The organism is Anaerolinea thermolimosa, assembly GCF_001050195.2.
Classification (GTDB): Bacteria; Chloroflexota; Anaerolineae; order Anaerolineales; family Anaerolineaceae; genus Anaerolinea; species Anaerolinea thermolimosa.
In genome coordinates this window covers 1,882,878-1,908,263 of record NZ_DF967965.1, presented here as the reverse complement: position 1 = coordinate 1,908,263, position 25,386 = coordinate 1,882,878, and the positions used below count along the sequence as shown (strand labels likewise).

The following is a 25,386-nucleotide window of genomic DNA, read 5'->3' as shown; positions in this document are numbered from 1 at the left end:
TTATAAAGATGTCACGTTTGCATTTGCTTAAAGTACTTTTGGAGTTATTTCAGGATGGGGTGCGATACCTGTATCGACGGTTGTCGATCAGTCTTGGAATTGCCATTGGGGGGGTAGGGGTAAGTTTTTTATTCACTCGCGGATTTACCTGGGTGGCCTTCAGTGAACGGTTGGTGTGGGCCGGAATTGCGCTGAACATGGTAGCTTTGATCATTCTGATGGCGCAAATGTCTACGGGAAAAGAGTTCGGGGTAAGCAGTATGGTGCGAAGCCCGGCCGAAGCGCGGCGTCTGATGGAGAACAATCTCGAAATTCGAGAGAAGCTCGAAAAAAGATATGACGCAGCTCTGTTAATCTGGTTGACCGGGATGAGTTTGATTGGAATTGGCGCCCTGGTAGAGGTGCTGTTTGTTTCAGGAATGGGCTGATTCCTCAACCTATGGCAGATTCAATCCAATGAAATGAGGAGATCGAATGGAGAAGTCGAAAATCTGGGTTATTGTGAGCGTTCTCTGTGCCATGTTCGTTATGGTAGCGTGTGCTCCGGGTTCAGGAGGTTCACCAACCCCAACACCATTACCCCCCGTTTCCAGTTATGAAAAATCCATTTTTACTGTCGAAGAGGGGCCAATTGTGGAAGAAAAGCAGCTCATGGGTGAGATTGTTCCCTCCAGACAGGAAGAATTGTTTTTCCGCGCTTCTGGTTTTGTGACGCGAGTGTCGGTGAAACAGGGGGACGTGGTAAAGAAAGGCACGGTGCTGGCGGAAATGCAGGTGGATGATTTACTCAACCAGCTGCAACAGGCGCGCATTGACCTGGAGGTAGCGCAGGCGAACCTGGCCAAGGATAAGGCTCAGCGAGAATATGACATTCAGAAAGCAACTGCAGAAGTAACAATCTGGAAAATGCGCGTAGCCGATGCCCAGCTTGATTACGATCGTGCGGTGGGTATCCAGAAAGAAAAAGCGTTGCTCAATTTGAATATTGCTAAAGAAAACCTGGCGCTGGCTGAAGCAGCCCTCAAACTGGTGCAGGAGAACACCAATCCGTATATGGAACAGGCGGTTAAACGCAGTCAACTGGCGGTGGAACGCCTGGAGGGGTTACTGGCCGAACGTCAGATCGTGGCACCTTTCGATTGCGTGGTATTGCGCGCGATCATTCGTCCGGGGCAACAGGTGGATGCATTTTTTGTGGTCTTTGTGGTCGGAGACCCATCGGAGTTGATTGTACGCAGCCCCTACGATTTTGACCTGGCCAGCAAGATGACCGATAAGATCGAGGTGAATCTATATTTCGACTCTAAGGATGAGAAAGGGTATACCGTGAGTTATTTACCCAATTTCCTCCCGGTGACGACCAACAAAGAAGCCACTACTACCCGCAGTTCTGGCGATTATTTTTACTTCAGCCTGCCGAAAGAAATCCAACAACAGGATTTAAAGGTGGGGAGGACAGTTTTCCTTAAAGTGATTCTTGGCCGTAAAGAAAAAGCGTTACTTCTGCCGCCTTCTGCCATTCGAGAGTACAAAGGACTGCGGTTTGTCATTGTGCAGGATGGAGAAAAAAGGCGTCGCGTTGAAGTTAATGAGATTGGTTTGAAAGGCACCGATAAATGGGAGATCGTAGCCGATCTCAAACCTGGTGATAAAGTTGTGGGGCCATAGGGGAGACCGCCATGATGAAAAGGCTGGCAGAAAAGCTGAAACAAGCCCTCCAGGCCATTCGCGGGGTGCTCCAATCGAAGGTAAACCTCCCCGAGATAACGGGCTGGCTCAGACAAAGTTTCCATGCGGTTCAGAATGGTCTCCGGTCAGGCGGGAAAATCAGGGAATTACCTGGACGGTTGATACAGGCTCTTCGCTCTTTGCCCCACCACACGGTGCGGGCCTTTAGAAGGTTTCTGCATACAGCAGGAGTTTTTATCATTGCCTCTCCCGTACTGCTTGCGGGGTTGGCTAACCGGCTGGTGGATTATGCCTTGATTTCCGTCTCGATGATGCTGGTGGTGGTCAAACGCCTCAGGCACAACCTCGGTTTAAGCATCAGCGCCATCCTTGGAATTGTGGCAGTACTTGGGATGGTGGTCTGTGTGCCTATCTTTTCACACTCGGTATCAGGCCAGGTGTTACGCCAGCAACTGGAGCAGAAAGCGCTCACCACACGCCGTTATTTGTTCAGCATGCACATGTATTACATCGAGTCGCGGTCTGCTCCCCGTTCAGATATCGAAAAAGTGCATTCCATCGCACGATTCATCGAGGATAAGACTCGCAGCCTGATGGGCTTGCCAGTTGAGAAGATGATCATCAAAGTGCAATCGGGCACACTTGGGCTTCGTTCGGTCAAGCCAAGAGGAAATGCCTCACCCGATGATCCGTGGATGGTGATGTCCTTCATCACTCAGGAGAACGTGCCGAAACTGGCGGAGATCGTGGAGGGGGAATGGCCCGCCCCTGACACATCGACGAGCGGCCCTATCCGTGTGGCGGTGATGGAGAGCACAGCGGACGAGTATTTCCTGAACATTGGTGATCGTTTCCGGTATGGGCCGGTGGAAGTTGAGATTGCAGGAATCTGGCGGCCGATTGACCCGAACAACCCTGAATGGTTTGAATTGCCTACGACGGGGTTTGCCAATGGCATGTGGATTCCGGAAGAAACGTATCAAACGAGGCTTAGTGCCCTGTTTGAGCGGCCTATCTTTTATGCCTCCTGGTATGTGGTCATTGACGAGAAGAAAGTCCAGTTTACTCATGCGCCAAAGTATGCTCGTGGAATTGTACAGCTGAATAATGAACTGGTGCGCGTACTTCCCGGAATCACTACGGATTATTCTCCCCAGGAGGCACTGGTTACATACCAGCAGAGAGCAGATGCTCTTACCACCCTCTTCTACGCCGTCGGGGGGCCAATGGTAGTGCTGGCACTGCTTTTCATCTCCCTTACTGCAAGTATTTCGATGCAGCAATATGAGCAGGAAATTGCTACCATGCGTGGGCGGGGTACCAGCTGGGGGCAGGTAGCCGGTTTGAACATCATCGAAAGTGTCATTCTGATTGTGGCGGCTATTCTTCCTTCGCTCCTGGTGGGCTGGCTGGCGGCGGGGATTATGGGGAGCACGCTGTCTTTCCTGAGGTTCACCACCCGGCATGAATTGCGATTAACCTTTCAGGGGGTTAATTTCCTCTGGTTATTCCTGGCAGGATTGCTGATCCTTGTGGCGCGTTTTATGCCGATGCTGGGTATCTCACGCACCACTATCGTTCGCTTGAAGCAGGAACAGGCCCGCGGGGCGCGAAAACCCCTCTGGGAACGTTTCTATCTTGATTTTGCCCTCCTCCTTCCAGGGATTTATGCCTATCTGACTCAGAGCGGCATTGCAAAACCGGTGAAATTCCTCTCCAATCTGGAAACCGCAGGTGGAGAACAATATCGGGACATGCTCCTGTTTGTGGCGCCAGCACTGTTTGCGATGGCTCTGTGCATGATCTCTCTGCGGGTGCTTCCCTTAATAACCCGGTTGCTGGCCATAGCTTTCGACCGCATTCCTGGAGTATGGGCTTATCTTTCTATTCAGCAAATCGCCCGTCGTCCGCAGGATCATGCCAGTGCCCTTTTATTGATCATGATTTCGCTCAGCCTGGCGATTTTCTCGGCATCTTCTGCCAAAACGCTCGACCAGTGGCTGCACGACTCTCAATATTACAAAGCCGGTTCTGATCTTGCGGTTCACGAGTATGTGGTCCAAGGTGGGGAGCAAAATGTGTTTAGCGGACAATCCTCATCGACAACGCTCTCCGAGCTGGATTTGAATGTAGACAATTACATCAGTATGGAAGAACATTTACGCCTGCCCAGTGTTGAAGCAGTAACCAGGGTGGGGAAGTACCCCGGCACCTTTTCCTACGGGGTCGGGGAACAGCGTGCAATCTTCATGGGGATCGATCGTCTTGATTTTCCGAAAGTAGCGTTTCTACGGGATGATTTCGCCAGACAATCTATGGGAGAGTTGATGAATGCTCTCGCCCTGGAACCGATGGGGGTGATTGTCCCGAGAGATTTAGCGGAAAAAGTAGGGCTTCGAACTGGCGATCACTTGCTTTCGAGTGTATCTATTCTCGATCAAGCTGTTGAGCGAGATCTGGTTATTGTGGGAACGTATGATTATTTCCCTACCGTCTTCCCGGGCCAGGATCCCACTCTGATTGTTAACCTTGAATCGCTGTTTGATATCCCTGATGCAGTGTTAGGATATGACATCTGGCTGAAATTGCGGCCCGATGCCGATGTGAATATTCTCCTTCTCCAGTTAAGGAAGTTGATCGGGCAGGAAAGAGCCGTGGTCAAAGTGCAGGGAAATGCTCTGGAAGAGGTGCGCAAATCGATGGATCAGCCAGAGCGTGTAGGCCTCTTTGGGGTGTTGAATGTGGGATTTATAGCCACAGGTTTAATGCCCGGAATTGGGTTTGTGCTTTATTCATATGCTTCTTTACGCCGGAGGTTCATTCAACTGGGGATCCTTCAGGCAGTGGGGATGTCTGTTCGCCAACTCATCGGTTATCTGGCGCTGGAACAATCGCTTTTGATGGGGTTGGCTATCGGGTCAGGCGCGTTGATTGGCCTGGTTACCAGCAACCTTTTCGTGCCTTTCCTGCAGATCGGGGCTTCACCCGGCAAACCCATTCCACCCTTTGAAGTGTTGATTGGCTGGTCTGAATCCGCCTGGTTAAGCCTGGGTTTTGCTGTGGTGCTTTTCCTGACCATGTTGGGCACAATCTGGTACCTGGCCCGTATGAAAGTATTCCAGGCGGTTAAGATGGGCGAAACGTTATAAGGACAACCATGGCTGCTATAAACGAACCGATCATCTCGTGTGAGAACCTGGTCAAAATATATAAGGTGGCCGAGCTCGAAGTGGTGGCTCTCCAGGGGTTAGATCTTATTGTAAACCGTGGAGAGATGCTGGGAATTGTCGGTACATCCGGTTCCGGAAAAACTACCCTGATGAATATTCTGGGGGGGATGGATCGCCCATCAGCAGGGAAAGTGTTTGTGGATGGGATCGACCTTCTCAGTCTATCTGACGCTGCACTCAACCAATATCAACGATCAAAGGTGGGGTTTGTCTGGCAACAAACTTCTCGAAACCTGATCCCTTATCTGACGGCCCTTGAAAATGTTGAATTGCCGATGACGATGGCATTCATTACCGACAGGCGGAATAGGCGTAAATGGGCTGAGGAGTTGCTCTCGGCGGTGGGATTATATGAACGCCGACACCATAAGTTAACCGAGCTCTCGGGCGGGGAACAGCAACGGGTAGCCATTGCAGTGGCTCTGGCGAATAAACCTGTGTTGCTCCTGGGTGATGAACCTACCGGTGAAGTGGACTCGGTAACCGCCCAGACGATTATGGACACCTTCCGTTCGTTACGTGAGCGGTTGGACCTGACCATCATTATTGTGACCCATGACCCGCGGATTGCAGAGCAGGTAGACCGGGTAGTGGCCATTCGGGATGGCAAGATCAGCACTGAAACCATTCGTCAGGTGAACCAGCTTGAACATGTGATGGCCGGTGAGCCAAAAGACGGAGAAAAGCCTGAAATTACCAATAAAACCGTAGGCCATCAGATCTCCTTTAAGGAATATGTAGTGCTTGATTCGGCAGGGCGACTGCAGATCCCTAAAGAGCTTAGAGAAAAATTGGGTATTGGGAAGCGGGCGTACCTTGAAGCCGGCGATGGGTGCATCATCATTCGGCCTACAGAAGAAGAGGAGCAGATGGCAAAACATCTGACCCTTGAGGAACAAATCAACCTGTTGTTTGCCAGTGAACATGTTCCCCAGAAGAAACCAGGAAGTGTAAAAAAGCTCAAACTTCCCGGTTGGAAGTAGAAGTAGAGGTTGGAATGTCAGACCAGGAATCTAGTGAAACAAAGTTGACCGCCGTGGCAGAGTCAGCGGTGACCACCCCGCCAACAGTAGAAGTAAAAAATGTGAAGAGAATCTATGAGGTGGGCGCCAGTCGCGTGATGGCTTTGCGTGGGGTCACCCTTTCGGTACCAAACGGTGTACTGGCGGCATTGAAAGGCCGTTCAGGTTCAGGGAAAACGACTCTGCTGAACATCATCGGGGGGTTGGATAAGCCGACAGAGGGTGAGGTTTTCCTTTTCGGTCATAAAATTTCGGAGATGGCCAACGAAGAATTAATCGAACTGAGAAGAAAAAAAATAGGGTTTGTATTTCAATCCTTTGCGATCATGCCGATGTTCTCGGCGGTTGAGAATGTTGAATTGATGTTGCGCATCGCCGGGTACACTGAAAACCGTCGCCAACTGGCGATGCGCGCACTTGAAATTGTGGGGCTGGGGCCGTGGGCGCACCATCGTCCGTGGGAGCTTTCAGGTGGCCAGCAGCAACGGGTAGCCATTGCCCGTGCACTTTCGACGCATCCTGAATTGATTATTGCCGATGAGCCAACTGGAGAATTAGACAGCTCAACCGGACGGCAAATTATGGCCCTCTTTCGGTATATTGCTGTCAAAGAAGGGATTACAATCCTGATGGCAACGCATGACCCGATGGTTGAGGAATATGCGCACATCGTGTTTGAGCTGGGAGATGGACAGATCAAAGAAGTACGTATGCCGAATCCGTGAGGAGGAGCTCTACTGCGGAAAGAATGAATGGCGGTGTGGATGCTCATGATTGTCGATTTGTTGTATAATCATTTTTAATTGCATAAAAAAGCGCCGAATCTGCGGAGCGGGGGATTTTCCTTCTGGGGCGAATCCAGGCCAGAAATCCTGTAGAGCCAGTCTTCGGTTCGAGCCCGTCAACTAACCTCGCAGGCGTTGAAGACAATGGGTACACTCGGAGCAGTCCGGGTGGTTAAAGATATTGCTTCAACAGGTTTGCGAGTACAGGTAGAGGACGGGTGTTATGAAACAGGCGGATTCTCATCCAGATCCAACCGCTCTTTTTGATTCGGTTCCCCTGCCGGTGCTGGAGGAATTTGAAAAACAGAGTGGTCACAGCGATGAGCTCAAGGTAGCTCTTGCGAGTGATATGGCAGAGGATGGGTCTTTCGGTGAACAGTGGCTCTTGATTGATCGTACCCTTCTGGCGGTGGTGGCTCTGGAGAAGGGAAGACCCCATTGCCTGACCAGACTTGCTCTCGAGGACATTTCGGACGCTCAGGTTGAGCCCTGCGTTGGAAATGCCCTGTTGAGGGTCACGGTCCAGGAGCAACCACTGGTTCTGATTCATTTCAGCAACGAACTGACGGAACGATTTGCGCTTGTGGCGCATTATCTACGGTTGCGTATTGAAAAGGGGGAGGATGTTCCGGCTCCGGATTTTGAATCAGAAGGGCAACGTTGCCTTTCTTGTGGTAAACGGTTGCTTGATCCCTCTTTGAAGGTGTGTCCCAGTTGTATAAAACGTGGGCAGGTGATGAGACGATTGTTGCAACTGGCACGCCCATACTGGGGAGCTGGCCTGGTTCACGGTTTGTTGATGCTGGCCGGTGTGGTGGTTGATTTAATGCCCCCTTATCTGACGCGTGTCTTGATCGATGATGTGCTTACTTCTCAGATTCACACCAACTGGCTGGGATGGCTGGTGGGCGGTTTGTTAGGGTTGCAGGTCATTCGGGTCGTCATTACGATTACGGATGCACTCCTGACCAATCGTATCAGCAGCCGTTTTGCGGCAGGTGTACGTGAGAAAATGTTTGCCCATTTAAAGGAGCTTTCGCAGGAGTTTTTCGATCGTAACGAGACAGGAAGGTTGCTGACCCGGATCAATCAGGATACAGAAGAATTACAAGGGTTGATTAACCAGATGGCAAGCTTCCTGCTGTATGCTGTGCTGGTCATTGGGATTGGTGTTGTGCTCTTCTCGATGGCGCCTACACTCGGGTTATTTGTATTAATCCCTGCGCCATTTGTTATGGTGGCTACCTTGATGTATCACCGTCGCATGAACCCTCACTTCCGGCGATATTGGATCACCCGCTGGCGATTAAATTCCATGCTTAATACCTTTCTTTCGGGTATTCAGGTTGTCAAGGCTTTTGGACAGGATGATCAGGAAGAGGATCGCTACCGCGCATTGAACACCCATTCTTTGAATGCGCGTTTGAGGGTGGATCAGGCATGGGGTAGATTTTTTCCGATGATCTCGTTTGCTTTTTCCGCCGGTGGGTTGCTCATCTGGTATGCCGGGGGGAGAGCTGTGCTGGAACACCGGATTTCACTGGGTACTTTAATGGCTTTTCTGAGTTACCTGGGTATGTTCTACGGGCCGCTCTCCAATATGGCGCAAATTAGCCAGGCGCTCAATCGCTTCACTACCATATCCCAGCGCACGTTTGAATTTTTAGATGAACAACCGCGTGTTCAGGAAAAGGCCGAGAAAAAACGGATCCGCCCGGCTATGGGGCGTATCGAATTTCAAAATGTGACTTTTGGTTATAATCCCTACTTCCCGGTGCTCAAGGACGTATCTTTTTCAATTGAACCGGGGGAACTGATCGGGGTTGTTGGGCCAAGCGGAGCCGGTAAAACGACTCTGGTGAATCTGATCTGCCGCTTCTACGATCCGACAGCAGGCAACATCCTGATTGATGGCGTCGATGTGCGTGACCTGGCGATTGAAGATCTCCGAAAGAATGTAGGTATTGTATTACAACAACCGTTCCTCTTCTCGGGAACCATTACAGAAAATATTGCCTATGCCAGACCACAGGCCAGCATGGAAGATGTGATCCGGGCAGCCAAGGCGGCCAATGCTCATGAATTTATATCTAACCTCCCTGAAGGATACGACACGATTGTTGGCGAGGGAGGAACCGGTCTTTCGGGCGGTGAACGCCAGCGAATCTCGATCGCGCGGGCGATTCTTCTGGATCCAAAAATTCTCATTCTTGATGAAGCGACATCTTCAGTTGATACTGAAACCGAACGGCAAATTCAAAAAGCCCTGGATACACTGGTTCAAGGACGAACTACTATTGCCATTGCCCATCGGCTTTCTACGCTGTACAACGCGGACCGAATCATTGCACTGGATCATGGACGCATTGCTGAGATGGGATCGCCTCAGGAGTTGATGGAGCACCGGGGGCTTTTCTACAACCTGGTTCAAATTCAGTCTCAATTTGCTCGTCTTGACGGTGTGGTGGCGGTTTGAGGAGGAAACGATGTACGGTGATGGAATTCCATCTATGCCTGAAGTGTTTGAAACCGTTTACCTGGAAGCGGGAAAGGTTCATTTCAAGTATCGAGGTGAAAATTTAACTTTTACCAATGAGCAGGGCGAGTTTTACCCGAGGGTTACATTGCGCAGGGCGTTCCCGCTCTCTCTTGAAAACCATTACATTCTGGTTCGCACTCCCGACTCAGAAGTGGAGCGTGGGCGGGAGATTGGCGTCCTCCGAGACCTTAATGCCCTGGATCAGGAGTCGCGAGAGGCAGTGGAACGGGAACTGCGCCAGCACTACTTCGTTCCAAGGATCTTGAGAATTCAGCACATTCACGAAGAATTCGGATTCCTGTACTGGAAGGTGATCACAGACCGCGGGGAGAAAGAATTTATCATGCGCGATAGTATCATTGGCTCGGTCCGACGGGTCGCTGAAGGGCGCTGGCTGGTCATCGATATTAATCAGACTCGTTATGAAATTTATGACTGGAGGCTGCTCGATGACCACAGCCGTGATTTATTACAGCGGTACTTACTTTTGTAAAGTATAATGATTCGAGATTTTCCCCGTGGGAATAAAGACTTCCGAGAAGGAGATCGAGATGATCGGCTCAGGAATCCGCCGCTGCTGGCTTGTATTAGGGCTTTGCCTGTTTCTGGCCGGGTGTGGGGGAAGTATTTCCATTCCAACTCCCACAGTCGAGTTGCCAACGGCCACTATCGAAATTCCTATCTCCGAACTTCCTACTTCCACGTTACCTGTGAAACCAACCCCGACCCCGACTCTCACTCCAGGGCCGATTTCCTTAGAAAACCAGTTCGCTTTTGAGCAGGCGGCCCGACTTGGCCGAGGGGTTAATCTTGGGAATGCGCTGGAAGCCCCGAATGAGGGTGAATGGGGGGTGGTGCTGGAGGAAGGATATTTTGATCTGATCAAACAGGCGGGTTTTGATACCGTCAGAGTACCGATCCGCTGGAACGCCCACGCACTGGAAAAACCGCCTTATACCATTGATGCTGATTTTTTTGCCCGGGTGGATTGGGTGGTGGATCAGGCCCTGGCGCGAAACCTCAATGTTATTCTCAATATTCATCATTACAATGAATTGATGGAAGAGCCGCGCCCTCATAAAGAACGATTTCTGGCGCTGTGGGAGCAAATTGCAGACCATTACCGGCAGGCACCCGATTCGGTGTACTTTGAACTGCTCAACGAGCCTAACAATACTCTTTCAGCGTTATACTGGAACGACTACGCTCAAGAAGCCATTCGCACCATTCGGCGAACGAATGCACGGAGGACAATCATCGTTGGGCCTGGGGACTGGAACTCTTTGTGGAAATTGAACGAATTGCAGTTGCCTGAAGAGGATCGAAATTTAATTGTTACCTTTCATTACTACGAGCCCTTCCAATTCACCCATCAGGGAGCAGAGTGGGTGGAGAATTCAACCCCATGGTTGGGCACGAAATGGAGTGACGATGAGGCTTCGATTGGGAAGATCCGGCGTGACTTTGACATCGTGAAACAATGGAGTGAAAAAAATCAACGCCCTATTTTCCTGGGAGAGTTTGGGGCTTACTCCAAAGCGGATGATACCTCCAGGCATTTATGGACGAACGCGGTGGCGCGTGCGGCAGAAGAGAGGGGATTTAGCTGGGCGTACTGGGAATTCTGCGCCGGGTTTGGAGTTTATAATCGAGAGAAACAATCCTGGAATGAACCGATTTTAACTGCTCTCATTCCCTAGGAGGAAGAGATGACCACCTGGCAGAAGGTGCGTGCTTACCTGATCGCTTTTTTACGCATTCTCTTCAGGCGTATTTTGCTCTTTGTTGTGATTATCTGCGGGTTGGTGTGCGCTTCTTTTCCTGTAACCGGTGGGTTCACTATTCCTGTTTTGAGTGAGCGCCTTGTCTGGAGTGGATTGATTATTACTTTGATTTCGGGCTTTCTTGTTTTTGGGTCAACGGTTGGTGGTAGAGATTATGAATTACCGGGGGCTTTTGTTCGGTCAGCTCACGTGAATGATCTCATCGAATTTAATATAACTGTGCGTCAGCAGGTGGAATCCCGATTCGACGGGCGAATTCAGGGCTTTGTCGTCGGGTTATGTGTCTTCGGAGTTGGGGCGCTGGTGCAGTCGATCTTTGGATAACTGCCAATTTCAATTTTTTATGGAGGTTTGTATGGCAAAACCGGTGGTAATTGAGGATGTGAAAACTTTCCTCGTTCAGACGGCCGGTCCGGGAACGCGGTTCATCATCGTCAAGGTGATCACGTCTGAACCGGGCCTGTATGGGCTGGGATGCGCCACATTCACACAACGTTTCCGCGCTGTTTATGCGGCCATTGAGCACCATGTCAAACCCTTCGTGATCGGAAAAGACGTTTCCAGGATCGAAGAATTGTTCCAGATGAACCTGGTGAATGGTTACTGGCGAAATGGGCCGGTTCTCAACAACGCGATTTCTGGAATCGATGAGGCGCTGTGGGATATCAAGGGGAAAATGGCCAATATGCCCGTTTATGATCTCCTTGGAGGAAAGACACGCGAGGCTGCCGCGGTGTATGCTCATGCCGACGGAAGAGATCCTCAAGAAGTTCTGGATAATGTGCGGAAATTCCAGGAACAGGGATACCACTATATTCGAGTGCAAATGGGCGGGTACGGTGGTAAACAGGACACCATGCACCGCCCAGAGGGGGCGCTTCCGGGGGCGTACTTTGATCCGCGAGCGTATACTCGCAATATGCTTCGGATGATTGAGTATGTCCGCAGTCATGTTGGGGATGAGGTGGAGTTGTTACACGATGTACACGAGCGCCTCTCACCGATTGACACGGTTAAATTCGCTAAAGATTTAGAGCCATATAATCTCTTTTTCCTGGAAGACTCCCTTGCCCCCGAAGATATCGAATGGTTCAGGCATATTCGAAAAGTGTGCGCCACACCCCTTGCCATGGGAGAGTTGTTCAACAACCCGAGGGAGTGGCGTCTCTTGATCGAGGAACGGTTGATCGATTTTATACGTATGCATGTCAGCCAGATGGGCGGAATTACTGCCGCCCGTAACGCGGCTATCCATGCCCAGATTTACGGTATTCGCACAGCCTGGCACGGCCCGGGAGATACCTCACCTGTTGGGCATGCTGCCAACCTGCATTTAGACCTGTGGGCACCTAACTTTGGCATTCAGGAGTGGTGCCGGTTTGATAACCTGGTGTATGATATGTTCCCTGGTTTGCCGGTAGTGCGAAATGGATACATGTATCCGAATGACCGCCCCGGTTTGGGGATTGATTTTGACGAGAATCTTGCGTCCAAATATCCACCTAAAGACGAGGTGGACTGGTGGACGCAGACAAGACTACCTGATGGGAGCCCTGCAAGACCATGACACGTTACCTATATACTGGCACGTATACTCAGAGCGGCCACGAAGCGCATCGGCAGGAGGGGATATTTCTCTATTCCGTGGATGCGGTTTCAGGCCAGTTGACTTTTCAGCAGGCTTTTGATGGGGGGAAGAACCCTTCTTTCCTGGCAATCCATCCGACCGGGAAATACCTCTTTGCGGTCAATGAACTTCAGGAAGGTGAGGTGAGTTCTTTTTCCATTCAACCCAAAACCGGCGAGCTATATTCGAGTGCAAATGGGCGGGTACGGTGGTAAACAGGACACCATGCACCGCCCAGAGGGGGCGCTTCCGGGGGCGTACTTTGATCCGCGAGCGTATACTCGCAATATGCTTCGGATGATTGAGTATGTCCGCAGTCATGTTGGGGATGAGGTGGAGTTGTTACACGATGTACACGAGCGCCTCTCACCGATTGACACGGTTAAATTCGCTAAAGATTTAGAGCCATATAATCTCTTTTTCCTGGAAGACTCCCTTGCCCCCGAAGATATCGAATGGTTCAGGCATATTCGAAAAGTGTGCGCCACACCCCTTGCCATGGGAGAGTTGTTCAACAACCCGAGGGAGTGGCGTCTCTTGATCGAGGAACGGTTGATCGATTTTATACGTATGCATGTCAGCCAGATGGGCGGAATTACTGCCGCCCGTAACGCGGCTATCCATGCCCAGATTTACGGTATTCGCACAGCCTGGCACGGCCCGGGAGATACCTCACCTGTTGGGCATGCTGCCAACCTGCATTTAGACCTGTGGGCACCTAACTTTGGCATTCAGGAGTGGTGCCGGTTTGATAACCTGGTGTATGATATGTTCCCTGGTTTGCCGGTAGTGCGAAATGGATACATGTATCCGAATGACCGCCCCGGTTTGGGGATTGATTTTGACGAGAATCTTGCGTCCAAATATCCACCTAAAGACGAGGTGGACTGGTGGACGCAGACAAGACTACCTGATGGGAGCCCTGCAAGACCATGACACGTTACCTATATACTGGCACGTATACTCAGAGCGGCCACGAAGCGCATCGGCAGGAGGGGATATTTCTCTATTCCGTGGATGCGGTTTCAGGCCAGTTGACTTTTCAGCAGGCTTTTGATGGGGGGAAGAACCCTTCTTTCCTGGCAATCCATCCGACCGGGAAATACCTCTTTGCGGTCAATGAACTTCAGGAAGGTGAGGTGAGTTCTTTTTCCATTCAACCCAAAACCGGCGAGCTAACTTTCCTGAGCCGGCAGCCTACGAAGGGGGCTGCTCCATGCTATGTGAGTACGGATGCGGGTGGGCAATGGCTGCTGGTGGCCAATTACTCCAGCGGTAGCCTGGCGGTATATCCAATCCACGACGGTCAGATTGGACCTATGGCGGATTTCATCCAGCACGAAGGGAAGGGTCCAAACCCGATGCGTCAGGAAAGAGCTCATGCCCATTCCATCCGGTTTGCCCCCGAAGGGCATTTTATTCTGGCGGCAGACCTTGGCCTGGATGAAGTGCGTGTGTATTCTCAGGATACGCGGACGGGAAAGCTTCAGCTTCACAGCAAGCTTTCCACCCATCCCGGTTCGGGGCCTCGTCATTTCGATTTTCACCCGAATGGGCGGCTCGTTTACATTGCCAATGAATTGGATAGTACGATTACGGCCTGCCGATGGGATGGAAATGCGGGAGTCCTGACCGCCTTTCAGACGCTTTCCACCCTGCCGGAGAGCTTTAAGGGGGAAAATATCGTGGCGGATATCCATATTCATCCCAATGGAAGGCTGGTTTACGTCTCAAACCGGGGTCACCATTCTCTGGCTATTTACGAGATTGACTCGATCAGCGGGCAATTGACCTTCCTGAGGCATCAGGAGACCCTGGGAAAGTGGCCGCGAAACTTCAGCCTCGATCCTGAGGGCCGTTTCTTAATTGTTGCCAACCAGTATAGTGATTCCCTGGTTGGGTTTGAGGTCAGTCAACGCACTGGCGATTTAACCCCAACAGGTGAATTAGCCACCGTGCCGAGCCCGGTTTGCATTCGCTTTCTTGATTTGTGATGATTGTTTGCCGCACAAGGTGACCCTTGTGCGGCATTTTTAAGAAACGAGGTGAGAGGATGGGAGGGAAAATGAATCTGTTGGCATGGAGCCGTACGTTTGAGGTGGAATTTCGCCAGTATATCGCTCCGTTCTGGTTGAACCGCGTGATGGATATTGAAAACCATACTTTTGCAGGAGAAGTTGACTCAAAGGGCAATTCACTGCATCAGGCTCCCAAGGGGGGGATTCTGACAGCGCGTATTTTATGGACGTTTTCTCATGCATGGATGTTGTTCCATGATGATATTTATAAGAAAGCAGCTGATGAAGCCTTTCGTTTTTTAATGGATTATTTTTGGGATCCAGAGTATGGAGGAACGTACTGGTTAGTCGATTGGCGGGGGATTCCTCTGGACACGAAAAAACACCTCTATTCCAATGCCTTTTCTATGTATGCTCTGGTAGAGTATCATCGGGCAACAGGTAATCAGGAAGCCCTGGAAAAGGCGAAGGAAATTTTCCGGCTGGTGGAACAATTTGCCCATGACTCTGAGCACCTCGGGTGGTTGGAATCATTCGAACGAGACTGGTCTCCGCTGGCTGATTCCCGGCTGGCTGAAGGGGAACACAATGCTCCCAAATCGATGAATACACATCTCCACTGGATGGAGGCTATGACCAACCTGTTGCGAGTATGGAGAGACCCCCTCCTGGAGACTCGGCAGGCTGAAATGTTAAGGCTCTTTTTGGAGCATATCATTCACTCCAGCCGACATCAGTTGATTTTGTTCCTGGATCGGGACTGGACACCGTTGAGTGAGATCATATCTTTTGGCCATGATATCGAGGCCAGCTGGTTGCTTGTTGAGGCTGCCGAGTTATTAGGGAACGTTGAAATTCTCCGAGAAGCGCATAAACGTTCCCTTCTAATGGTGGAGGCAGTGATGAAAGGCGGCCTCGATTCTGATGGGGCGCTGGTGTATGAAGCAGACTCTCACGGATGGGTTCAAACGAATAAGGACTGGTGGCCTCAGGCTGAGGCTGTGGTGGGCTTCTTTAATGCTTATCAGCTTAGCGGAGAAGAAAAATATCTGGAGCAGTCCATGCGCTCATGGAATTGGATCCAAACAAAACTAAGGCACCCAACCGGTGAATGGTGGTGGGGAACCGATCAAAAGGGGAACCCCCTCCAGCGAGAGCTCGCTGGTTTCTGGAAGTGCCCCTATCATAACAGCCGGATGTGCTTTGAGATCCTTGAACGAGTTGAGCGATTCGCCGGTGATTAAAAGTTTACTCCGAGAACTCTTGCCAGGTTTCCGCCCATCACCAGGGCTTGTTCAGCAGGCGTGAGGTCTCGCAGAAGGGCCTGATACGCGGCAACGCATACGTGCATCAGGCTGAAGGGGGTATCACTGCCAAAGCAAACCCGCTCGGCCCCTAATTGTCGAATGGCTTTCAATACGGCCTCAAATCGCACCCCTGATCCAATTAAGACAAGATTGGGGTGCTGTGCGGCGATCTCAATAGCGGCCGAAGTCAGATCGGCGAAGCCGACCCCGCCCATGTGAACCATCAGAATGGTCAATTCCGGGAACATTGAGGCAATTTTCCCCACCCTAAAAGGGTGAGTGTATTCAAAGGCATCAGCGCCAACATGGAAGGCGACGCATTTGCCATAACGGGCGATGGTTTCAATGAGCGGGATCGACAGGTGGGGATCATCTATACAAAAAGAATTTTGTGCTCCATTCAATTTCACGCCAAAAAATTGGAATTCTTCAAGGCAGCGCTTGATCTCATCGCGGGCGCGCTCCAGACCGAAGTGGGGATCTACCCAGCCAAACCCCAGCAACCGATCGGGATGAGCACGAACAGCTTCAAAAACATAACGGTTGGATGGGGTTATGTCGCGCATATAGGGAGGCCTGAGCCAGGTAAGAGCGCGGTCGACTCCGGCATCATCCATGCGACGGATCAATTCGTCGTAGGTAATAGTATGGGCATCTTCGCCGGTTGGTGAAATATGAGTATCGGCGTCGATGATCATGGATCACCCGGAAGAAAGCAAGCGCGAGTTATTTGAGGTCAAAGGACAGGGTCGCTGGCCGGGGTGCACCAAGAACCTCCCCGCGATGGGATGGAGAACAACCACCCAGGGTTACCGTAAAGCGCCCGCTTTCCAGACGAGGAAGTCCGTCATCATCATAAACGAGCATTTGTTCAGGAGAAATCGTAAATTCAACGCGCCGTGATTCGCCGGGTTTCAGGGCAATCCGTTCGAATCCCACCAGGCTTTGTTGAGGAACAGGTACACTGGCTTCCTCATCGCGCAGATAACACTGAACAATCTCCTCTCCGGCGCGAGTTCCAGTATTGGTAACGGTCACAGCCACCTGGACGGGTTTGCCTGATGAAACTTCGTTTTCTGAAATTTCGGGATGGGTATAGGCAAAGGTGGTGTAGCTGAGGCCAAACCCGAAAGGAAAGAGGGGTTCAGCAGTGGCGTAACGGTAAGTGCGGCCTGCCATGTCGTAATCTTCAAAGGGAGGAAGGTCATCCAGTGAACGGGGGAAGGTGAGTGGGAGTTTTCCAGACGGGGCATGGTCACCAAAGAGCACCTCAGCCACAGCCCGACCACCTTCCTGGCCAGGATACCAGACGAATAAAATAGCGTCCACCAGCTCTTCAATCCCTTCCAGAGCAATGGGGCTTCCTCCTGTCAGGACGAGGATGATCTTGCCGCCTGATGAAGCCAGGCGCCGCAAATAATCCAACTGGTTTTGTGGCAGGCGAATGTCAGTTCGGTCGCCGTTGTCCGAAAGGATGGCTTCTCCTTCTTCGCCTTCGAGCAGGGGTGAAAGCCCCATAAAAGCAATAGTCAGATCCACGGATCCAGCAGTAGGAATGGACCAATCATTTTCGACGCGCTTTGGATGGGCGAGTAAACTGCCAGGCCTGAATTCTAACCGTACGCCTTCGGGTAGCCTGCCTACGATACCTTCCAGGAAAGTGGTCATGGTGTTGTTCAGACCGTAATAATTACCGAGCAAGACGTCTGTAGTGCCGGCATTGGGGCCAACCACCAGGATGCTTCTTACGGAATCCTGGATGGGAAGGATGTGGTTCTTGTTTTTCAGGAGAACTACCGATTTAACCGCAGTTTCGTAAGCAAGTTGCCGATGCTGTTCACAGCCAACCACACTCATCGGAGTGGAAGCGAAAGGCACCATTTCGGGAGGATCGAACATACCCAGTTTAAACCGGGTGGTTAAGGTGCGTGCCAGGGCACGGTCGATATCGGCTTCGGATACCAATCCAAGCTGAACTGCTTCCATCAGGTGATCATAATAAACGCAGTCGCAGCCAATGTCACATCCCCGTTTTAGAGCCAGAGCGGCGGTTTCTACAGCGCTGTTGGTAAAGTGGTGATGGGCGTGAATATCCTGAAGAGCACCGCAGTCAGAGACGACATGCCCTTCAAACTTCCATTCACCGCGCAGGATATCTTCGAGGAGGAGCTTACTGGCGTTACAGGGCTCGCCGAGGGTGCGGTTATAGGCTCCCATAACGGCCTCAACTTTTGCTTCGGTGACCAGCTTTTTAAAGGCAGGCAGATAGGTGGTTCGAAGGTCACGCTGATTGACTATGGCGTTGAAGGTATGGCGTAGTTTCTCGGGGCCACTATGAACTGCATAATGCTTGGCACAGGCTGCGGCTTTAAGATAGCGGGGATGATCTCCCTGTAACCCTCTAACAAATGCTGACCCCATTTCGCCGGTCAGGAATGGATCTTCACCCCAGGTCTCCTGCCCGCGCCCCCAGCGAGGATCGCGAAAGATATTCACATTGGGTGACCAAAAAGTCAGCCCCTGGTAAATTTGATTCCCACCATTCTTTCGAAGGGTTTCATGGTATTTAGCGCGGCCTTCGTCGGCAATGGCGGAAGCAACCTGTTGAATTAACGCTCGATCCCAGGTAGCTGCCATCCCAATTGCCTGGGGAAACACGGTAGCCCGGCCATTACGCGCCACTCCGTGGAGTGCTTCTGACCAGTAATCGTAGGCTGGTATGCCAAGTCGAGGTATTGCTGAGCAATTGTTACGAGTCTGGCTGATTTTTTCTTCCAGCGTCATACGTGAAAGTAAATCCTGAACACGTTGCGGAATGGGTAAATCGGGATTGAGATAATCAGCTGGGGACATGAATGGAATTCTCCTGATGAGATGCAAAGTTCTCTCTATTATACAGAGTCTTCGGTTTTCCAGAAGAGCAAATGGGTGATAGAAATCTCTTCTTTCACCCCGCGTTGTAAGGTGTTTTTTCCCAGGTGGTGTATATTAAGCCTGGAACATATAGATTCATAACGACCGGGAAAAGAATGGAGAGGTTTTTAAAATGGCCACTGAAGATAAATTTATAAAATTCTACCTCGATGAGATGAACAGCGCTCTCCTTTATCAATGTATGGCGGAAGTTGAGAAAGATGAACGCCTGGTCAAGGTGTTTCAAAGGATTGCTGAGACTGAAACCCGGCATGCGCAGGTCTGGGAAAAGCGTATGCGCGACGCAGGGTTACCTGTGCCGGAATTTAAGCCGTCTTTGCGAACCCGGATGTTAATCTGGCTGGCGCATAGATTCGGTACGGGGCTTATTTTGCCCAGTATTCAAAATATGGAAAGACAGGGGAGCGCTGGTTATGCCGGATTTCAAGATGCGAGTTCAATGCAACAAGAAGAAAATTCGCATGCATTTTTAATGAGCCAGTTAAAACTCAGTATTCGTGGAGGGGTGGAAGGAGGCGTGTTGGCCCAGCTGGAGGGACGACATCGAAGCGGAGGTGGAAATGCGCTGCGGGCGGCGGTTCTGGGGGCCAATGATGGGCTGGTTTCGAACCTTAGCCTGGTGATGGGGGTGGCCGGGGCTGGCGTGGCCAATCGCAGTATTCTGATTACCGGTCTGGCGGGGATGCTTGCCGGGGCGATCTCGATGGCGCTGGGCGAATGGCTCTCGGTGCAGAGCGCGCGCGAATCTTTCGGACATCAGATCGAGGTGGAGAAAGAAGAAATTGAGAATGCTCCAGAAGAGGAAGCAGAGGAACTGGCTCTGATCTATGAGGCAAGAGGCCTGCAACCGCATCAGGCGCGCCAGTTGGCGCGGCAAATCCTGGAAAACAAAGACAGCGCCATTCAAACCCTGGCACGTGAAGAACTGGGGGTGGACCCAGAAGAACTGGGCGGGTCGGCCTGGGAGGCTGCTATCACATCCTTTTTATTGTTCATGCTTGGAGCGGTTATCCCGGTGATTCCATTCACCTTCTTAAGTGGGTTGACAGCCGTGATAGTCAGTGTTGCATTCAGCGTGGTGGGACTGTTCGGGTTGGGGGCGGCTATTACACTGTTTACCGGCCGGACGGTACTTTATTCGGGAATGCGAATGGTTATCTTTGGTGTGGTAGCCGCGGCAGTCACATTTGGTATTGGCTATTTGATTGGAGGTAACCTGGGCGGGTAGAGATTACTGCCTGGCTTCAACCGGTTGGTAGTTCAGTAGCTGTGGGCTGGCGGGTATCCGTCGGGCGGCGAGTCTGGGTGGGAAGGGGTGTGCGTGTAATGGTCGGTGTAGAGGTTGGGCTCAAAGTAGGTGAAGGGGTAGGAGATGGCTGCGTAGGCGATGGCCCTGTAGTTGGGCTGGGGATGGGAGTGCGGGTAGCCGTTGCGGTGGCTGTGGGGGTGGGTGGTTCACCGGTGATGGTGAAACGCCCGGATATCTTCCAGCTTGAGCCGGTAAAAATTTGAACTTCATATTCGCCTGGTAACCAGCCGCCTACAGGTGTGCTGCATTCCGTGTAACCGAACCCACCTGTGCCTCCGTTCCAGGGGAGAGTTTCATAACACACCAGCTCGTTTCCCCGGTACCAGAGAGCACTCCACTGAGCGCCAACGGTCATCTGATCATACGAGAAAACGCCATAGACAGTGGAGAGAGGGTTTTTAAATTCAACTGCTGGATCGATGGGTTGAAAGTTTTTATCCAACCGGGTGGCAAAAACCAGCGGGCTGAAGACCGCTGAAGGATTAGGTGTGATGGTCGACTCGAATTTTGATTCGATATCCCCCGGCAGTGATGGGGTATTGGTGATAGACGGGGTTTCGGTAATGGTAGGTGTGAGGGTAATGGTAGGAGTCAGGGTGATTGTGGGTGTGAGGGTGATGGTAGGGGTAGGGGTTACTGTGGGGGAAGGGGGAAAAAATTGATAGGCTACCGGCTCGGCAAAACGATTGATCATTCCTGCTGTAGCCAGCATGAAAACGAAGAACAGAATGAGCCGCCAGCCACGCACCAGGCGTTCTCTCCGTTTGCGAAAGTAATTCAATCGTGAGCCGGAACGAATGGAACGAATTCCGGAGATCAGTGCGAGTAGACCGGTGACCAGAGCCAGAAAAGTAGCGACGATGACACCACTGTGGATATCGAGATTCATCCCCAGAATTATAGCACGCCTTAAAAAAGAGCTGTTTTATAATGATTCTATCCTATCCCGAGGGGTTTTGAATGGAAACGTGTCTCACAGTAGTGGTCGGGCATATTTGCCTGGATATTATCCCTACCATGGATCACCTTCCAGAAGGCAAATTGAGTAAGTTACTTCAACCGGGGCATTTATTGATCACCGGGCCGGCAACATTCAGCACAGGAGGGCCAGTTTCCAATACAGGTCTGGCGCTTCACAGGCTGGGTATCCCTACGCGATTGATTGCGAAAATAGGCCAAGATCCCCTGGGGAGAATCGTTCGGGAAATTATCGACCGCTTTGATCCAAGGTTATCAGCGGGTTTGGTGGTGGATGAGAAATCTCCCACTTCATATTCCATCATTTTATCTGCGCCGGGGGTGGATCGTGTTTTTCTTCATTGCCCGGGTGCGAATGATACTTTTGGCGTAAAAGATGTAGATTACGCCTTGCTGAAAAACGCCAGATTGATGCATTTTGGATATCCGCCAGTGATGAAGCGGATGTATCAAAATGAAGGCAGAGAACTGGTTGAGCTATTCCAGCGCGCAAAAGAGACCGGGGTAACGACCTCTCTGGATATGACTTACCCGGATGCTGATACTGAAGGGGGGCAGGTTAACTGGTTGAAGATTTTCGAGCAATTGTTGCCGTATGTGGATGTGTTCTTGCCCAGTTTCGACGAGTTGTTTTTTATGCTAAGGAGAGAAGAATTTCTCCGTTTGCGCGAGAAGGCGCCGGATGGCAACATGCAAGGAGAAATAACATCCCAACGGCTGGCTGAATTCAGTGCGTGTCTCTTACAAATGGGGGTGAAAATAGCCGTGATCAAACTGGGCGACCGGGGCCTTTATCTGCGCACAGCCGATCTCTCTTCTCTCCAAAGAATGGGGAGGGCAGCGCCGACCAACCCTCTGGACTGGGCCGAACGTGAATTATGGACGGCGTGCTATAAAACCAGAGTGGTTGGAACGACGGGGGCGGGCGACGCAACCATTGCTGGGTTTCTAAGTGCTCTTTTACGCGGTTTTTCACCTGCTGAAGCGGTTAAAATTGGCGTGGCCGTGGGGGCATGTAATGTGGAGGCCGCGGATGCTCTGAGTGGGGTGCGTTCGTGGGAAGAGACTCTCAGACGGATAGAGAACGGTTGGGACCATTTACCTTTACTGCCCGATGAACCCGGCTGGAAAGAGGTTGAGCCGGGTCTATGGGAACGCAGGGGTGAACCTCGGATTGGAACAGGATGATGCGAAATAGTAGAGCGGTTGTAAGGTGCAGACTGCATTTTCTATTCGGATGTGAATATAATTAGATTATGTGCGTTCAGGAGTAAACCCTATGGCCGAGTTTTCTCGATATGAAATATACATCCTGTTGAACCAGCCTAAACCTCTCTGGCTCAGCCATATCGATTTGAGCGGAATGGATTTGCGTGGCGTGTTATTGAACGGAGCCACGCTGATAGGCGCCAATCTCAGCGGTGTGGACTTGCGCGGAGCAACGATGGTGGACGTTAACCTGGGGGGAGCTAATTTGCGGGGGGCGGTCCTGATCGGTGCAGACTTGCGGCGGGCTCACATGCGCGGTTGTGATTTACGAGGAGCAGACTTGCGAGAAGCCAATCTTGCAGAGGCTGACCTTTCGGAAGCGAACCTCACCAATGCGAACCTGATTGATGCCAACCTGGGTGCCGCGGACCTGACCAATGCTAACCTCACGGATGCTGATTTAACGGGTACCAATGCACCAGATTATAAATTACTCCGGGCCAAATCACTCAGTGGGGCCATCATGCCCGACGGAACACGTCATGAATGATTAATGGTCTAATCTAAAAAACGCAACCTGTTTCTTTTTTTCCCTCTTCGGAATACAATCTAGATATACTTGATTTTCCATTGGTTCCACCTCTGGAAGAGGGGTGATTTTTGTTAAGCCTGAAAGATTTTTTTCATGTTCCAAGATTAAATCAGCTCATTAACTCTCTGGTGCAGGATGTTCCCGGGTTGATTGTGGTCGCCGGGCTTGAACCAAACGCCATATCCAATGATGGGTTGAATATCCGGCGCATGGTGAGCGGTAAAACTACCATTCTCCGCCTGCTGATGCGCGAAATCCTCACTTTTTATCCCCAAATGCATTGCATACTTTATACGGAAGGTGAGAACCCTATTCGGGCGCCGCGTGAACTTCGTTCACGGTGTGAATGGATTCAGGCAACTCTGCCCGAGGTGCGGTTGCGGCGCTTGCAAAATGCTGTGCAACGCCGGCCTGGTCTTATGGTTTTGGACCAGTTAACTTCGGAAAACATCCCGCTCGTGGTGGAAGCTGTCCGGCAAGGTGTACGGGTTTTATGCCCGGCGAATACCATGGTTCGTGGCTCTGCGGTGATCCGTCATTTACAATCGCTTGGGTTCACCTCTGACCAGTTAAAAATATTAACCTGGGTAGTCTCGGTTTTCCGACAACCCATGCTGTGCCCGGTGTGTAAACAACCCGTTGAGCCAGATGATCGATTAACGGCTCTGTACTCGATGAGTTCAGATCTGGCAACATGGAAACTCTTCCGCGCGGCAGGGTGTGAGCAATGTCATTTTACGGGCAGGCAAGGGGAACTTACTGTTTTTGACCTCTTTCGTGTGAATCCCAATCGGCCTGATTGGTTATCTCAACGCAGTCTCCTCTCTGCTCAGGAATACCTGCTGGATTTGATGAAACAGGGATTACTCGCCCCAGAGGATGTGCTGGATTTTGATACAGCACTTCTGCATGATACTTACGCTATCCTTGAGCTCGAGGAAAAGGCATTAAAAGAGGCGAATGCGGCTCTTCAGCGAAAGGTGCTGGAGCTGGAAGTTTCGAATCGACTTCTGGTACAGCGTACAGAGGCGATCATCTCGTTTCAGGAGATTGCGCGCACATTGATTCAATCGACCAGCCTGGCCGAACTGGCGCAACGGGTATGTCGTTACAGTAGAGATATTTGTGGCGCAGACCGCAGCATTGTGTATGTAAAGCTGGATGAAGAGAAGCTGGTTGTGCTGGCTTGTGGCGGATGGGAGGGGGTTGAGTTATCCAGAGAGGTTCCAGCAAACTTATTTGCGGGCTGGCAGCAGGCTGAAGAGATGCGGCCCTGGCGAGCAGTTCCGCCGGGAATTATCCTTGAAGAGAGTGAACCTCCACCGATTCATGTTGGGTACGACGTTCCTCTTCTGGCAGATGCTCGGCTGGTGGGACGAATGATTGTTCAGTCTACCCAAAAAGTAATGTTCACCCCGGGGGAAATTTCAACCCTGCGGATGTTTGCCAATCAGGTTGCAGTTGCCATGCAGCGCGCAAGGTTAATCGAGGAATTACAGGCAAAAATTACCGAACTTGAAGCCGCGCAGGTCAGCCTGCTTCAAAAAGAGCGGATGGAGCATGAACTGGAACTGGCCAGGCAGGTGCAACAGAGCATACTTCCCCGCCAATTTCCATCTATTCCGGGGGTGGAATTTGCCGTCCTTAATCAACCTGCCCGTCAGGTAGGCGGAGATTTTTACGATGTGATTTCCCTGGATGAAAATCATTTTGGGGTAGTGGTCGCGGATGTTTCAGATAAGGGATTACCAGCGGCTTTTTACATGGCGCTGGCACGAAGTTTGATTCTGGCAGAAGCCCATCGAGAGTTATCACCCTGCCGGGTTTTAAGAAGCGTGAACCGCCTTTTATTAGAGTTAGGCGAAGGGGGAATGTTTGTGACCGTCTTTTATGGCGTGGTAGATCGTGACTCATGGAAAATAACCTATGCTCGTGCTGGTCACGATTATCCAGTGTTGTTGCATCAGGGCGAAATGACTTTTCTATCTGGAGGGGGAATGGCCCTTGGGGTGACCGATGGTGATGATTTTCACCTCACGGAGGTGGAAGTCCCCTTACAGGCAGATGACCGTTTGATCCTCTATACTGACGGACTGATCGATGTGCAGTCACCAGAAGGGAAGCGATTTAGCCTTGAGCGGTTAACACATTTCTGGCGCGGACTACCGGTTAATTATGCGGGGCAGATTTGTCAGGCTACTCTGAAGATATTAGAGGATTTTCAAGGAGGAGCCGAGCAGACTGATGATATGACTCTGTTAGTGGTCTGTTTTCATGATCGGGGTGGCTCATCCAGGGTTGAAACAAACTTATAGTATACTGAGTTTGTGGGTTGTATTGTTTCCAGGCGATAGAAGTGGGCA

21 protein-coding genes and 1 riboswitch are annotated in these 25,386 nt (G+C 51.1%); of the genes, 18 read left to right on the top strand and 3 right to left on the bottom strand.

What is annotated here, in order from left to right:
• Positions 1–8: 8 nt before the first annotated feature.
• The 14 genes from ATHL_RS08625 (at position 9) to ATHL_RS08560 (ending at position 15,938) form a co-directional block, all read left to right on the top strand.
• Positions 9–428, top strand: a complete 420-nt coding sequence (locus ATHL_RS08625) for a hypothetical protein (RefSeq protein WP_062192209.1) — start codon at positions 9–11, stop codon at positions 426–428.
• Between the two features lie 46 nt (positions 429–474).
• A complete protein-coding gene (locus tag ATHL_RS08620; protein ID WP_062192205.1) occupies positions 475–1,668 on the top strand; it encodes an efflux RND transporter periplasmic adaptor subunit in 1,194 nt (397 codons plus the stop codon).
• 11 nt (positions 1,669–1,679) lie between these two features.
• Positions 1,680–4,838 carry an ABC transporter permease gene (locus ATHL_RS08615; protein WP_062192203.1) on the top strand — a complete coding sequence of 1,053 codons (3,159 nt, stop codon included), beginning with the start codon at positions 1,680–1,682 and terminating at the stop codon, positions 4,836–4,838.
• A gap of 8 nt (positions 4,839–4,846) precedes the next feature.
• Positions 4,847–5,902, top strand: coding sequence for an ATP-binding cassette domain-containing protein (locus tag ATHL_RS08610; protein ID WP_062192199.1), 1,056 nt, complete (start codon positions 4,847–4,849; stop codon positions 5,900–5,902).
• A gap of 14 nt (positions 5,903–5,916) precedes the next feature.
• On the top strand, positions 5,917–6,666 hold the full coding sequence (locus ATHL_RS08605) for an ABC transporter ATP-binding protein (RefSeq protein WP_084001293.1): 750 nt from the start codon (positions 5,917–5,919) through the stop codon (positions 6,664–6,666).
• A gap of 81 nt (positions 6,667–6,747) precedes the next feature.
• Positions 6,748–6,876, top strand: a riboswitch (cyclic di-AMP (ydaO/yuaA leader).
• Between the two features lie 73 nt (positions 6,877–6,949).
• Positions 6,950–9,202: an ABC transporter ATP-binding protein gene (locus ATHL_RS08600; RefSeq protein WP_062192196.1), complete on the top strand. Its 2,253-nt coding sequence runs from the start codon at positions 6,950–6,952 to the stop codon at positions 9,200–9,202.
• A 10-nt stretch (positions 9,203–9,212) separates the two neighbouring features.
• Positions 9,213–9,758: a DUF1854 domain-containing protein gene (locus ATHL_RS08595; protein WP_062192194.1), complete on the top strand. Its 546-nt coding sequence runs from the start codon at positions 9,213–9,215 to the stop codon at positions 9,756–9,758.
• Between the two features lie 58 nt (positions 9,759–9,816).
• Entirely contained in the window at positions 9,817–10,965 is a 1,149-nt protein-coding gene (locus ATHL_RS08590; protein ID WP_084001292.1) for a glycoside hydrolase family 5 protein, read from the top strand.
• A 9-nt stretch (positions 10,966–10,974) separates the two neighbouring features.
• Positions 10,975–11,373 carry a hypothetical protein gene (locus ATHL_RS08585; RefSeq protein ID WP_062192191.1) on the top strand — a complete coding sequence of 133 codons (399 nt, stop codon included), beginning with the start codon at positions 10,975–10,977 and terminating at the stop codon, positions 11,371–11,373.
• A gap of 31 nt (positions 11,374–11,404) precedes the next feature.
• The gene (locus ATHL_RS08580) at positions 11,405–12,616 is read left to right on the top strand and encodes an enolase C-terminal domain-like protein (protein WP_062192189.1); all 1,212 of its coding nucleotides are present in this window, start codon (positions 11,405–11,407) and stop codon (positions 12,614–12,616) included.
• Positions 12,613–12,891 (top strand): lactonase family protein, encoded by a 279-nt coding sequence (locus ATHL_RS08575; protein WP_062192186.1) that lies wholly within the window; start codon positions 12,613–12,615, stop codon positions 12,889–12,891. Before ATHL_RS08580 ends, ATHL_RS08575 begins: the two co-directional genes overlap by 4 nt.
• Before the next feature lie 73 nt (positions 12,892–12,964).
• The gene (locus ATHL_RS08570; RefSeq protein WP_201797956.1) at positions 12,965–13,612 is read left to right on the top strand and encodes an enolase C-terminal domain-like protein; all 648 of its coding nucleotides are present in this window, start codon (positions 12,965–12,967) and stop codon (positions 13,610–13,612) included.
• Positions 13,609–14,670, top strand: a complete 1,062-nt coding sequence (locus ATHL_RS08565; protein ID WP_084001291.1) for a lactonase family protein — start codon at positions 13,609–13,611, stop codon at positions 14,668–14,670. Before ATHL_RS08570 ends, ATHL_RS08565 begins: the two co-directional genes overlap by 4 nt.
• A 71-nt stretch (positions 14,671–14,741) precedes the next feature.
• Positions 14,742–15,938: an AGE family epimerase/isomerase gene (locus ATHL_RS08560; protein WP_062192177.1), complete on the top strand. Its 1,197-nt coding sequence runs from the start codon at positions 14,742–14,744 to the stop codon at positions 15,936–15,938.
• Here ATHL_RS08560 and ATHL_RS08555 read toward each other — a convergent pair.
• Both ATHL_RS08555 and ATHL_RS08550 read right to left on the bottom strand, forming a co-directional pair.
• Positions 15,935–16,699, bottom strand: a complete 765-nt coding sequence (locus ATHL_RS08555; protein WP_062192175.1) for an amidohydrolase family protein — start codon at positions 16,697–16,699, stop codon at positions 15,935–15,937. The genes ATHL_RS08560 and ATHL_RS08555 overlap by 4 nt on opposite strands.
• A 28-nt stretch (positions 16,700–16,727) precedes the next feature.
• The gene (locus ATHL_RS08550) at positions 16,728–18,854 is read right to left on the bottom strand and encodes a glycoside hydrolase family 3 C-terminal domain-containing protein (protein ID WP_062192172.1); all 2,127 of its coding nucleotides are present in this window, start codon (positions 18,852–18,854) and stop codon (positions 16,728–16,730) included.
• A 193-nt stretch (positions 18,855–19,047) separates the two neighbouring features.
• Here ATHL_RS08550 and ATHL_RS08545 point away from each other — a divergent pair, with 193 nt between their 5' ends.
• Positions 19,048–20,163 carry a VIT1/CCC1 transporter family protein gene (locus tag ATHL_RS08545; RefSeq protein ID WP_062192169.1) on the top strand — a complete coding sequence of 372 codons (1,116 nt, stop codon included), beginning with the start codon at positions 19,048–19,050 and terminating at the stop codon, positions 20,161–20,163.
• Positions 20,164–20,179: 16 nt separating this feature from the next.
• On the opposite strand, the gene ATHL_RS19140 is transcribed toward ATHL_RS08545, so the two are convergent.
• Positions 20,180–21,133, bottom strand: coding sequence for a hypothetical protein (locus ATHL_RS19140; protein ID WP_062192167.1), 954 nt, complete (start codon positions 21,131–21,133; stop codon positions 20,180–20,182).
• 71 nt (positions 21,134–21,204) lie between these two features.
• Between ATHL_RS19140 and ATHL_RS08535 the strand changes: the two genes are divergently transcribed.
• The 3 genes from ATHL_RS08535 (at position 21,205) to ATHL_RS08525 (ending at position 25,338) form a co-directional block, all read left to right on the top strand.
• Positions 21,205–22,410 (top strand): carbohydrate kinase family protein, encoded by a 1,206-nt coding sequence (locus tag ATHL_RS08535; protein ID WP_084001288.1) that lies wholly within the window; start codon positions 21,205–21,207, stop codon positions 22,408–22,410.
• Between the two features lie 91 nt (positions 22,411–22,501).
• Complete coding sequence (locus tag ATHL_RS08530) at positions 22,502–22,981, top strand: pentapeptide repeat-containing protein (RefSeq protein WP_062192161.1); 480 nt, start codon at positions 22,502–22,504, stop codon at positions 22,979–22,981.
• 110 nt (positions 22,982–23,091) lie between these two features.
• On the top strand, positions 23,092–25,338 hold the full coding sequence (locus tag ATHL_RS08525) for a PP2C family protein-serine/threonine phosphatase (protein ID WP_062192159.1): 2,247 nt from the start codon (positions 23,092–23,094) through the stop codon (positions 25,336–25,338).
• The last annotated feature ends 48 nt before the right edge of the window (positions 25,339–25,386 follow it).

Coding starts and splice junctions, on each gene's coding strand:
- ATHL_RS08625 (WP_062192209.1), top strand. CDS start 9: ATGTCACGTTTGCATTTGCTTAAAGTACTTTTGGAGTTATTTCAGGAT.
- ATHL_RS08620 (WP_062192205.1), top strand. CDS start 475: ATGGAGAAGTCGAAAATCTGGGTTATTGTGAGCGTTCTCTGTGCCATG.
- ATHL_RS08615 (WP_062192203.1), top strand. CDS start 1,680: ATGATGAAAAGGCTGGCAGAAAAGCTGAAACAAGCCCTCCAGGCCATT.
- ATHL_RS08610 (WP_062192199.1), top strand. CDS start 4,847: ATGGCTGCTATAAACGAACCGATCATCTCGTGTGAGAACCTGGTCAAA.
- ATHL_RS08605 (WP_084001293.1), top strand. CDS start 5,917: ATGTCAGACCAGGAATCTAGTGAAACAAAGTTGACCGCCGTGGCAGAG.
- ATHL_RS08600 (WP_062192196.1), top strand. CDS start 6,950: ATGAAACAGGCGGATTCTCATCCAGATCCAACCGCTCTTTTTGATTCG.
- ATHL_RS08595 (WP_062192194.1), top strand. CDS start 9,213: ATGTACGGTGATGGAATTCCATCTATGCCTGAAGTGTTTGAAACCGTT.
- ATHL_RS08590 (WP_084001292.1), top strand. CDS start 9,817: ATGATCGGCTCAGGAATCCGCCGCTGCTGGCTTGTATTAGGGCTTTGC.
- ATHL_RS08585 (WP_062192191.1), top strand. CDS start 10,975: ATGACCACCTGGCAGAAGGTGCGTGCTTACCTGATCGCTTTTTTACGC.
- ATHL_RS08580 (WP_062192189.1), top strand. CDS start 11,405: ATGGCAAAACCGGTGGTAATTGAGGATGTGAAAACTTTCCTCGTTCAG.
- ATHL_RS08575 (WP_062192186.1), top strand. CDS start 12,613: ATGACACGTTACCTATATACTGGCACGTATACTCAGAGCGGCCACGAA.
- ATHL_RS08570 (WP_201797956.1), top strand. CDS start 12,965: ATGCTTCGGATGATTGAGTATGTCCGCAGTCATGTTGGGGATGAGGTG.
- ATHL_RS08565 (WP_084001291.1), top strand. CDS start 13,609: ATGACACGTTACCTATATACTGGCACGTATACTCAGAGCGGCCACGAA.
- ATHL_RS08560 (WP_062192177.1), top strand. CDS start 14,742: ATGAATCTGTTGGCATGGAGCCGTACGTTTGAGGTGGAATTTCGCCAG.
- ATHL_RS08555 (WP_062192175.1), bottom strand. CDS start 16,699: ATGATCATCGACGCCGATACTCATATTTCACCAACCGGCGAAGATGCC.
- ATHL_RS08550 (WP_062192172.1), bottom strand. CDS start 18,854: ATGTCCCCAGCTGATTATCTCAATCCCGATTTACCCATTCCGCAACGT.
- ATHL_RS08545 (WP_062192169.1), top strand. CDS start 19,048: ATGGCCACTGAAGATAAATTTATAAAATTCTACCTCGATGAGATGAAC.
- ATHL_RS19140 (WP_062192167.1), bottom strand. CDS start 21,133: ATGAATCTCGATATCCACAGTGGTGTCATCGTCGCTACTTTTCTGGCT.
- ATHL_RS08535 (WP_084001288.1), top strand. CDS start 21,205: ATGGAAACGTGTCTCACAGTAGTGGTCGGGCATATTTGCCTGGATATT.
- ATHL_RS08530 (WP_062192161.1), top strand. CDS start 22,502: ATGGCCGAGTTTTCTCGATATGAAATATACATCCTGTTGAACCAGCCT.